6 protein-coding genes and 1 pseudogene are annotated in these 11,100 nt (G+C 66.9%); 1 reads left to right on the top strand and 6 read right to left on the bottom strand.

From position 1 onward, the window contains the following. From LN450_RS01225 to xerD, 5 genes and pseudogenes are all read right to left on the bottom strand, one after another. Window positions 1–2,606: adhesin (locus tag LN450_RS01225; RefSeq protein WP_228892390.1), on the bottom strand; the 2,606-nt coding region annotated here is incomplete at its 3' end. Window positions 2,607–3,252: 646 nt separating this feature from the next. Beyond that, window positions 3,253–7,299, bottom strand: a complete 4,047-nt coding sequence (purL, locus tag LN450_RS01220; protein ID WP_011348588.1) for a phosphoribosylformylglycinamidine synthase — start codon at window positions 7,297–7,299, stop codon at window positions 3,253–3,255. A 317-nt stretch (window positions 7,300–7,616) separates the two neighbouring features. Then, window positions 7,617–8,414: a DsbC family protein gene (locus tag LN450_RS01215; RefSeq protein WP_011348589.1), complete on the bottom strand. Its 798-nt coding sequence runs from the start codon at window positions 8,412–8,414 to the stop codon at window positions 7,617–7,619. Between the two features lie 226 nt (window positions 8,415–8,640). Further along, window positions 8,641–8,876 (bottom strand): annotated as a pseudogene (locus tag LN450_RS23215) (hypothetical protein); the annotation flags it as partial. A gap of 18 nt (window positions 8,877–8,894) precedes the next feature. Next, window positions 8,895–9,866 carry a site-specific tyrosine recombinase XerD gene (gene xerD / locus LN450_RS01210; RefSeq protein WP_011348590.1) on the bottom strand — a complete coding sequence of 324 codons (972 nt, stop codon included), beginning with the start codon at window positions 9,864–9,866 and terminating at the stop codon, window positions 8,895–8,897. 355 nt (window positions 9,867–10,221) lie between these two features. On the opposite strand from xerD, the gene LN450_RS01205 reads away from it, so the two are divergent. After that, entirely contained in the window at window positions 10,222–10,689 is a 468-nt protein-coding gene (locus LN450_RS01205) for an RDD family protein (RefSeq protein ID WP_031424375.1), read from the top strand. Window positions 10,690–10,799: 110 nt separating this feature from the next. Here LN450_RS01205 and LN450_RS01200 read toward each other — a convergent pair whose 3' ends face one another. Further along, window positions 10,800–11,099, bottom strand: a complete 300-nt coding sequence (locus LN450_RS01200) for a hypothetical protein (RefSeq protein WP_011348592.1) — start codon at window positions 11,097–11,099, stop codon at window positions 10,800–10,802. Window position 11,100 lies beyond the last annotated feature (1 nt).

Below are 11,100 nucleotides of genomic sequence, written 5' to 3'. Positions count from 1 at the left end.
TTGGCACCCACCGCCGTACTGCCATCGGCATTGACGCGGGCATTGCTGCCGATGGCGGTGTCGTTGGGGCCATGCGCATACGCGCTGCCGCCAATGGCCGTGCCGGTAACGTGGTTGGCCACTGCTGCCGTGCCCACTGCCGTGGACGTGGCCGCCGGCGTGATGCTGCCGTCCACGGCAGCGGTGGGCGTGCCCTGCACCGCCGTGCTTGCGGAAAGCCCAGTTGCAGTGGCCGTCGCTGCAGACGACAAGGCACTGTCGGCTGTGGCGTCGGTTGCCAGCGCTGCCGGCTGCACGCCATCGGCTGTTGCGTCGACCGCTGCAGTGCGCGCCGTTGCCAGGCGTGCGACAGATGCACGTGAGGCAGCTGTTGCCGCGCCGCCTCGGGCATCCAGCTCGCTGACCTTGCTGTCCAACGCCGTCAGTGCCGCACCGACGTTGTTGTAGCTGGCCCCCTGGATCACGTAGGTCGGCGCAACAAATACGCCTTGCGCACCGATCGCCGCACCGCCGCCGAGGAAGCTGGCCGCATTGCTCAACGACTGGAACAACTGGCCGCCATTGATTGCATCGGTGCTGGCACTGGCAATCGTGCCCGCACCCACATTGACGATACGGCGCGTGGCCGGGCCGCCGCGGCCATTGCCGCTGCCCACCGACACCGTATTGGCATCGTAGGTGCGCGAGCCCGAGCCCAGAGCCACCGAATCGGCACCGCTGGCGCCAGCATTCGCGCCCAGTGCCACGGCATTGCTGCCGCTTTCGCGGACGAACGCGTTGTAGCCCAGCGCAACGCCGTTTTCGCCGACGGAATTGGTCTGCCGGCCCATCGCGGTGCTGTTCACGCCGCTGGCGCTGCTGTCCGCCCCTATCGCGCTGGCGCCGGTGGCCGCGGCACGGCTGCCGGAGGCAATCGCTACGCTGCGCTCGCCGGCAGCAACCGCACGGCTACCCAACGCAGCACTGCCCTGGCCAACGCTGGAGGCATTGAAGCCCACCGCGGTGGCAGATGCGCCAAGCGCGCTGCTTGCGCCACCCAGTGCCATGGCGCCCTGTCCCTGCGCAGATGCCGCCGCTGCGTCCGTGGTGGCCGGCGTCACTGCCAGATAGCCATCAATGCGTGACGTGGCGGCGCGCACCGTATCGAGCTGGGCCACATTCACCGCATCGGTGGCTTCGGTACCGGCTGCAACGCTGGTGATCTGGCGCGTCAAGCCGGCTTGCACATCGCCGACCGACACCGTATTGCTGCGAAACGCATAGGAGTGCGCACCCAGCGCAACCGCGCTGGATGCCGAACGATTCCAGGCATCGTCAACCCAGGATCCCACCTTCGCGCCGTAACCGATCGCCACGGCATCCACGCCGTTGGCCTGCGCGTCCGCACCAATGACGGTGCTGTCGCCATTGAACTGCGAGGTCATCGCACGCGCGCCTAACGCCACGCTATTTTCGTTGTAAGCGGTGCTGCCATGTCCGATCGAGATGCCGCCATCGCCGGACGCCAGGGCAAAGCCGCCCAATGACACGGTGCGTGGTGCGAACGACCCGGCGCTGTGCCCGATCGCTACCGCATCGGTATTGCCGGGCGCATTCGGAAACACGTTGGAATCGTAGCCAATGGCAATCGCATAATCGGATTGGCTTTGCGCACCCGAGCCCAGCGCAATGCCGCCAAGACCGGTCGCTGCGGTAATCGAGCCGAAGTTGCTGACGCCGCCTACGACAACGCTCTGTGCTCCGCTGGCCAACGCGGTGTCGCCAACTGCGACGCTACTGGCACCGTCGCTTCGCGCCCTGTAACCGAATGCGGTCGAGGTGTCTGCGCTGGCGCGCGAGGAATAACCGCCGGCAGTGGAAAGAAAGCCACTGGCGCTGGAAAGCCCGCCCACGGCGGTGGCACCGTCGCTGGAAGTCTGTGCGCGATACCCCAGCGCCGTGCTCTGCACGCCACTGGCGCTGGCGCCGCTGCCGATGGCGCTGGCATACGGCGTTCCCGCTACCGCACCACCGCCCACAGCCGTGGCGCCCACACCTGAGGCCTGCGTGGCCTGTTCGCGTTGGCCGATGACGAAGCCGTTGGCATCGTAATCAAACACGGTCGTTACGCCGCCAACCGCAATCGCCGATTCTCCCGCGGCCGCAGCGTTATGACCGATCGCGGTCGCGTCGCGGTCCAAGGCCAGGCTTCCACCGCCCAATGCCATGGTTCCATCGCCTAGCGCATTGCTCGCATTGCCCAATGCCACCGCATCCTCGCCGTCCGCGAATGCCGGGATCTGCGCATCGGCGGCGGATCTTGCTGCCGCTTGCGTGGCGCTGTCGTTGGCTCCTGCAGTAGCGACCTGAGCCACCGTGCCGGCCTCGCCTGGGCACTGCCGCCTGCCATCGATCAGCTGGCACTGCGTGGTCGCTGCCGCCGGTGTGCTCGCGGCGCCGGCCGCCCCGGCCATGCCGAACAACACGATCACCACTGCCGTGGCCAGCACTCCGCCGGCATGGTCGCGCGGCAGTCTCCCCTGCGTATTTCCCACCGTGCGAGCACGCGTCACCGTTTGGTCGTGAGCACAAGACGCGCGACCAGCCTCCAGATAAATTCGCTTCATTAACGCCTAACTCCCCATTTTGGTCTGGTGTGTAAAAAACCGACCACCGCACGAACAGATCGCACGGTCCCCCTGAGGTTTTATATTCGCGCGCACTTGCTTCAGCGATGGAGTTTTCCACCGCGAAAGATTCAACACAGTAAATAAGAAGATGCGGAGATCGAAAGATCGATAACGCCGGATGAATTTATTGAAAAAACCAACTTTCAAATGCGATTGCCGTCACACATAGCACGCAATCAGTCATGCGAAATAAATAACTAATACTTTTGTTAGTTATTTCAAAATGACCAGGTGCCGATTAATTATTTAGTCCCATCTTCGCTGCCACCACAAAAATAGTCTCGAAACAATTCCGAGGCGCATGTGGGTAATCGCGCGACCATCGTCATCGAGCCGCTCCATGGCCTGATTCGAGCGCGCCACACGCGCCACCGTCGCGTGTGCCCGATGCTGGCGAGGCCGGCAACCACGCATGGGTTTGCAATGGGCACCGCGCAATGGAGTGGTAGCGGCAGCGCGCGACAAACCTGCAACCGATTCCAATTGCAGATTCAGCGCGCCTGCCAAAACGACAACGGCCGTGTGCATCGCTGCACACGGCCGTCGGATCAGGTGTCAGCGGCTGCCGATCAGCCGCACGCCATCAACCGCACCACACCCGCGCGTTGCGGAACATCCGCAGCCACGGCGAGTCGTCGCCCCAGCCAGCCGGGTGCCAGCTGAGGTTTGCGCTGCGTGGCGTGCGCTCCGGGTGCGGCATCAGGATGGTGACGCGGCCGTCGCTGCTGGTCAGCCCGGTGATGCCGTCCGGGGAACCGTTCGGATTGAGCGGATACTGCGAGGCCACCCCACCATCGCCATCGATGTAACGCAGCGCCACGCGTGCAGCGGCCTGGTCCACGGCGCTATCGAACGCTGCGCGGCCTTCGCCGTGCGCCACCGCCACCGGAATCCGCGAGCCGGCCATGCCGCGCAGGAAGATCGACGGCGACTCCACCACTTCCAGCAACGCGGTGCGCGCCTCGAACTGCTCGCTGCGATTGCGCAAAAAGCGCGGCCAATGCTCGGCACCGGGAATGATGTCCTTGAGCTGGCTGAGCATCTGGCACCCGTTGCACACGCCCAGCGCGAACGTATCGCTGCGTGCAAAGAACGCGGCGAACGCATCGCGCAACGCCGAGCGCTCCAGGATGGATGTCGCCCAGCCGCGGCCGGCGCCCAGCACGTCGCCGTAGCTGAAACCGCCGCACGCCGCAAAGCCCACGAACTCGCCCAGGTTCACGCGGCCCTCGATCAGGTCGCTCATGTGCACGTCGTAAGGACGGAAACCGGCGCGCTCGAAGTTGTAGGCCATCTCGATCTGCCCGTTGACGCCCTGCTCGCGCAGGATCGCCACCTTGGGCCGCGTACCGGTGGCCACGAACGGCGCCGCCACATCGTCGGAAGGGTCGAACACCAGCTTCGGGCGCAGGCCTGGCGCCTTGAAATCGCGTGCCAGCGCGCGCTCCTCATCGGCGCTGTCCGGGTTGTCGCGCAGCTTCTGCATCGCATGGGTCACCGACCACCAGGCGTCGAACAACTCTTCCCAGCGCCACTCGGCCAGCACGCGGCCCTGCCCGCTCACGCGGATGCGCGGCGTGCCGGTGGGGCGCGCGATGCGCTGCGCGCATTCGGTCAATGCGTGGCGCTCGACCAGGTCGGCGAACGCGGCGCGGTCTTCGCTGTCGATCTGCACCACGGCGCCCAATTCTTCGTTGAACAGGCTGCGGAACGCATCGTCGCCCCACGCATCCAGCGTGATATCCAGGCCCTGCCGCGACGCAAACGCCATCTCGCACAACGCAGCAAACGCACCGCCATCGCTGCGATCGTGATACGCCAGCAACAGCCCGGCCTCGCGCGCGTCGCGGATCAACTCGAAGAAACTGCGCAGCCGCTGCGCATCGTCCAGATCCGGCGCCTCGCCGCCGAACGCCGGCAGCGCGCTGTCGTCGGCATACACCTGCGCCAGCACCGACCCGCCCAGCCGCTGCTTGCCGCCCCCCAGCCCGATCAACCACAGCTCGCTGTCTTCCCCGCTGCGCAGCAACGGGGTCAGCTGCGTGCGCACATCGGTCACCGGCGCGAACGCACTGATGATCAGCGAGACGGGGGAAACGCTTTTGTGAGAGACGGGATTGGAGATTGGAGATTGGGGATTCGCAACAGCGGCGGATTCCGGTGTGTTGCCAATCCCGAATGCCGAATCACCAATCCCGGCTTCAGCCCACTGCGCCTGCATCGACAGCGAATCCTTGCCCACCGGAATGCTCAGCTCCAGCGCCGGGCACAACTCCATGCCGATGGCGCGCACCGCGTCGTACAGCAACGCGTCTTCGCCGCTGTGGCCGGCGGCGGCCATCCAGTTCGCCGAGAGCTTGATGCTGTCCAGCCGCTGCACCGGTGCCGCGCACAGGTTGGTGATGGCTTCGCCCACGGCCATGCGCGCGGATGCGGCGGCATTCAACAGCGCCAGCGGGGTGCGTTCGCCGATCGACATCGCTTCGCCTTCGAAGGTCTCGAAGCCGGCCAGCGTGATCGCGCAATCGGCCAGCGGCAGCTGCCACGGGCCGATCATCTGCTCGCGTGCGGTCAGCCCGCCCACGCTGCGGTCGCCGATGGTGACCAGAAAGCTCTTGGACGCCACGGTGGGATGCGCCAGCACACGCAAACCGGCCTGCTGCAGGTCCAGCGACGCGGTCTGCAGCACCGGCCACCTGGGAGCGGCCGGATGCGCGGCATCGCGATGCATCTTCGGCGCCTTGCCGAAGAGGACGTCCATGGGCAGATCGATTGGAAGCTGGGATTCGGGATTCGGGATTGGGGATTGGTTAGAAGCGGCATCGGTTGCCGGCAATGCGCCGTTGCGAATCCCGAATCCCGACTCCCCAATCCCGTCACCAAGGACGCCATACCCCACCACCAGCCGCTCCTCTTCCGTGGCCACACCGACGGCGGCAAACGGGCAGCGTTCGCGGGCGCAGATGGCGGCGAACTCTTCCAGGCGCGCCTGCGGCACGCCGAGCACGTAGCGTTCCTGCGATTCGTTGCACCACAGTTCCAGCGGCGACAGCGACGGGTCGTCGGTGAGCACGCGGCCCAGGTCGATGATGCCGCCCACCCCCGAATCGTGCAGCAGCTCGGGAATGGCGTTGGACAAACCACCCGCGCCCACGTCGTGGAACCAGCGGATCGGGTTATCCACGCCCAGCGCCACGCAGCGGTCAATGACCTCCTGGCAGCGGCGTTCCATCTCCGGGTTTTCGCGCTGCACGCTGGCAAAATCCAGCGCCTCGGCGCTGTCGCCGGCCGCCACCGAACTGGCCGCACCGCCGCCCAGGCCGATCAGCATCGCCGGGCCGCCGAGCACGATCACCGCATCGCCCGGCTGCAGGCGCAGCTTTTCCACCTGGTTGCGATCGATCGCGCCCAGGCCACCGGCCAGCATGATCGGCTTGTCGTAGGCGCGGGTCAGGCCCTGGCCTTCGGCCAGCTCGAAGCTGCGGAAATAGCCGAGCAGGTTCGGGCGACCGAATTCGTTGTTGAACGCGGCGCCGCCCAGCGGGCCGTCGAGCATGATGTCCAGCGCCGGCGCCATGCGCGGGTTCAGCGCGCGCGGCGCTTCCCACGGCTGCGGCAGGGTCGGAATGCGCAGGTGCGAGACCGAAAACCCGGTCAGCCCGGCCTTGGGCTTGCCGCCACGGCCGGTGGCGCCTTCGTCGCGAATTTCGCCGCCGGCGCCGGTGGCCGCGCCGGGGAACGGTGCGATCGCGGTCGGGTGGTTATGCGTTTCCACCTTGATCGCAAACGCCGACGGCAGCACCGCTTCGCTGCGGTATTGGCCGGTGGCCGGATCCGGGCGATAGCGCGCGGCCGGCACGCCTTCCACCACCGCCGCGTTGTCGCTATAGGCCGACAAGGTGTGCTGCGGGGTCTGCTGATGGGTGTGCTTGATCATGCGGAACAGCGAGCGCTCCTGCGGCTTGCCGTCGATGGTCCAGCTGGCATTGAAGATCTTGTGCCGGCAATGCTCGGAGTTGGCCTGGGCGAACATCATCAGTTCGACGTCGGCCGGGTCGCGGCCCAGCGCGCCGAAACGTTCGCGCAGGTAGTCGATCTCGTCCTGCGCCAGCGCCAGGCCCAGGTCGCGGTTGGCCTGCTCCAGCCCATCCAGCGGCACGCGCTGCAACTGGCCCGGGTCGGGCACGTTGAACAGCGCTTCGGCGGCAGCGGCCGAACCGAGCAGGGATTGCGTCATCGGGTCGTGCAGCAGTTTGGCCACGGCGGCCTGAGCGGCCGCGTCGTCCGGCCAGCCGGCCAGGTCGATGCGGGTGCCGCGCTCCACACGCTGGATCGGCTGCCCGGCCCCGCGCACCAGCTCGGTGGCCTTGCTCGACCACGGCGACAAGGTGCCCAGGCGCGGCACCACGTAGCGCGAGGAGGCATCGGCATCGCGCGCGGCGGGCGCGGCGTTGGCCTGCAGGATCCGCTGCAAGGTGGCCTGGTCGGGCGACTGCCCGGCCTCGGCACGGATGAAGTACACGTGCCAGGCGCCAGTGATACGCAGCGCGGGAACAAGGGTTTGCAGGCGGGTTTCGAGCCGAGCGCGGCGGAACGGCGAAAGGGCGGAAGCGCCCTCGAGGACCATCATGTCCGGGGAACCGTGTCAGAAACGGGGCTGCAGATTGTAACGGAGCTGATGGATCGACGCCGGACCGGGCGTGCGATGGCCGGGAATCGGGAATCGGGAATCGGGAATCGGGAATGGGGAATCGTCGGGCGGGAGCGTTGTCGCCGCTTCCGTGCCAGAGAGTTGCGCCGGCCAGCATGAAGGGGGCGGCCAGATGGCGGCGACTCCCAGAAACGGCAAAGGCCCGGATGCGGTCGCACCTGGGCCCTTGTCATTGCGCAAGCGACCACCGCAACGTCGCCATCGGCGACGCCATGATGATCAGAGCCGAGACGGCCTCAGCGGCTGCCGCCTGCCGTGCTCACGGCACGCTTTTCCAGCGCCTCACGCAACTGCGCTGGCGGCAGGTAGCCACCGAGCTGGGTGCCGTCGGGCGCGAAGATCGCCGGCGTTCCGTTGACGCCCAGGCGCTGGCCAAGGTTGTATTCCATCGACACCGGGTTCTTGCAGTCCTTGGAGGCGACCGGCTGACCCGACTTGGCAGCGGTGAGCGCCTGCTTGCGATCGGCAGCGCACCACACCGCAATCATTTCCTTATGGTCCTGGCTGCCCAGGCCCATGCGCGGGAACGCGAGGTATTCCACCGCGATGCCCTGCTTGTTGAGCTCGCCGATCTCGCTATGCAACTTGCGGCAGTAGCCGCATTCCACATCGGTGAAGACGGTGACGGTGTACTTCGGGTTGGCCGGCGCGAACACGATGCGGTCGGCCTTGGGCACGGTGTCAAGCTGCTTGCGGCGGTAGGCCAGCAAGCCCGGGCTGGCGGCGAACTGCTTGTTCTGGATGTCGAACGGCTGCGCCTGGATCAGGTAACGGCCGTCGTCGCTGAGGTATAGCACCTGCCCGCCGACGACCACTTCGCGGAAGCCGGGGAACGGCGCAGCACCGATGTAATCGGGCTTGAAATCCGGGTCCAGCGCCTTGAGCGCCGTGCTCACGCGCTGGTCCACCGTGCCGGTGGCGGCGGGCGCGGCGGCGGGCTTGGCGCCGGCAGTGCTTGCCGCAGGCTGCGAGGATTGTGCGCAGGCGGTAAGGCTGATCGCGCCCAGCAGCGCGGCGATGGCAAGACGATACATTCACGCATCCAGATGGAATGAGGTGCCCAGATTCTCGCACAGCGCAGATGAAGCCTGGCCGCGGCCGCGACAGTTTGTGAACGCTGCAGGCACCCCGTTGCTGCACCTGTTGGACAGACGCAATACCGAGCGTGGCCTGCCGGGTCTGGCGGCGGGCTCGGCACTTTCGCCGTCGCAAGGCGCCTTGAAGGTGCCCGTAAGCGTCGTCCCCCGCTCTGATTGTTTCCTGGAGTGCACCGCCGCGTGACGTCCGGCGCTGAGCGTCAGCTCGAGGTATGACAACCAGGAGGTCACGCCAGCCGATGCCAGCCTGACCAGCAACGCCGCCGGAGCCGCCGAGCGTGTCTGGCGAGCCACCCAGCAACGTCGGCTGGCGATGTTGGTGCGGCCGCCAGCGCGGCGATGACCTGTTGGCAGTTCTGCCGCAACCGCGACAGGTGCGTCGCCGGCACGCATGCGCATGGCAGGGCGCTGGGCCGACTAACCGCGCGGATGATGGCTGGCGTGCAGTTTCTGCAGATGCTGGCGCGCCACCAGCGTGTAGATCTGGGTGGTCGACAACGAGCTATGGCCCAGCAGCATCTGCAACGCGCGCAGGTCGGCGCCATGGTTGAGCAGATGGGTGGCAAAGCTGTGGCGCAGCCCGTGCGGGCTGACCGTGTCCGGGTCGATACCCGCGACTGCTGCATAGCGTTTGACCAACGCCCAGAACTGCTGTCGGCTGAGCGGCCGGCGCGCGGCGTCGATGAACAATGGCACCTGCCCGTCCACCGCCGCCACCGGCTTGTTCGCGGCCAGCAGCGGGCGCGCCTCGCGCAGGTAACGCTCCAGCCAATGCTGGGACTCCTCGCCCAGCGGCACCAGCCGGTCCTTGCTGCCCTTGCCGGTCACCCGCAGCACGCCCTGGCGCAGGTTCACCCCCACTGCCGGCAGGTTGACCAGCTCGCTCACACGCAGGCCCGCGGCGTACATCAACTCCAGCATGGCGCGATTGCGCAGGCCTGCCGGGGTGTCAACGTCCGGCGCGGCCAGCAAGGCCTCGATCTGACTTTCGGTCAAGGCCTTGGGCAGCGAGCGTGGCAGTTGCGGCGGATCGATCAGGGTGGTGGGGTCGTCGCTGCGCACGCCATCGCGCAGGCACAGCCCGTAGAACGCACGCAAGGTCGACAACAGCCGCGCCGTGCTGCGCGGGGAATAATTGGCCTGGGTACGCCAGCGCAGATAGTCGAACAGGGCGGCACGGTCGATGCCGAGCAAGCCACCATGTGCGCCGTCGCGCCAACGCGCCAGCCCTTCCAGGTCGCGCCGATAACTCTCCAGGGTCTGCCGCGCCACGCCTTGCTCGGCCCAGAACCGGTCGAGAAACCGTTCGATCACGCTGGCATCGGCCGCCTGCACCGGTGGCAGCTGGCGGGCAAGTTGGCGGCGTTCGGCGGGACTGCTGGCAGACATCGCCACAGCATAAAACGCGGCGCGCGTTTTGAGCGCCGATGCGCGTGGGTTGCCGGTAGGTGTGTTGCCTGCGCGCGCGGGGCGGTAGATGTGCGCGTCATTGTTCTGCCTGATCAGCACGCGTCGGCCGCAGGCGCAAAGGCGACCCGGATCGCGACGCCAGCGCCGCCATGGCCGGTAGGTCCCGGCATGGGCATGCGCCCGATTGAACACGCCGCGTCTGCGCACCAGCCGTCGCGCCAGGATGCGGTTGATCGCCGTTCGATGCGTGGCGTGCGTCAGCGCGTGCAGGCACCAGAGCGCGGCTACTGCAGCGCGGCGTTGCGCCGTGCTTGGCGACCGTTATGCTCGCGCCATGACCTCGATCCCTTCGCCTCGCGTTGCGCGCCCCCCTGCCCTGGTGGGCTGGCGGCTGCTGGCGTTGTGCTACGACGCCTGGCCGGTGCTGGCGCTGTCGATGCTGATCTCCACCGTGTTCACGCTGGGCTTTACGCTCGCCGGGCACCCCGCGCGCGAAAACATCGCGCCTTTCAGCGGCTGGCAATGGCTGTTGTGGCTGTGCTGCTGGATCGCCGCAGGTATCTACGCCACCGTGAGTTGGCGGCGCGGCGGGCAGACGCTGGGCATGCGCCCCTGGCGGCTGCGCTTGATCGACCCACGGGTGTCATGGCGTGCGCTGTGGATCCGCTATGCCGTCGGCACCTTGTCGCTGGCGCTGGGCGGGCTGGGGTTCTGGTGGGCGTGGCTGGATCGCGACCGGCTGACCTGGCACGACCGTGCGAGTCACACACGGCTGGAACGGACTGCCAGGCCATTGAAGTAATCAGGTCGGCAGTCCATCACCCCCATATCCAGGCTCCGGCATGTTCCATGCATGCGACTTGCACCTGGAGTGGGATGGGGCCGGCGGCAGTGACCAAGCCAGGCTGCGGCTTATTTGGCGCCCAAGAAGACGCGCGCAATCAGCCACTGAAACGCATGCCCAACTGCATACAGCACTGCCAGAAATGGCGGAACCAACAACGCATAACTTGTCGCCCAAGGCATGTTGGTCAACCAGGCATCCGCGTGGAGAGCATCCAGTGCGATCAGCTGAGGCGTCAACGGCAGTTGCAGCAGAACGAAGTGGCCCTTGGGATCGCCCTGAGCGCTGAGCGCTCCCCACACGCAAAAAGCAGCCGCCGCCAGATGCAGCAGGCAGAGCGCCACACCCAACACGCTTACCCGCCGCATG

Source organism: Xanthomonas euvesicatoria pv. euvesicatoria, from assembly GCF_020880415.1.
GTDB classification, from domain to species: Bacteria; Pseudomonadota; Gammaproteobacteria; order Xanthomonadales; family Xanthomonadaceae; genus Xanthomonas; species Xanthomonas euvesicatoria.
This window is presented reverse-complemented; position numbering and strand designations above follow the sequence as displayed.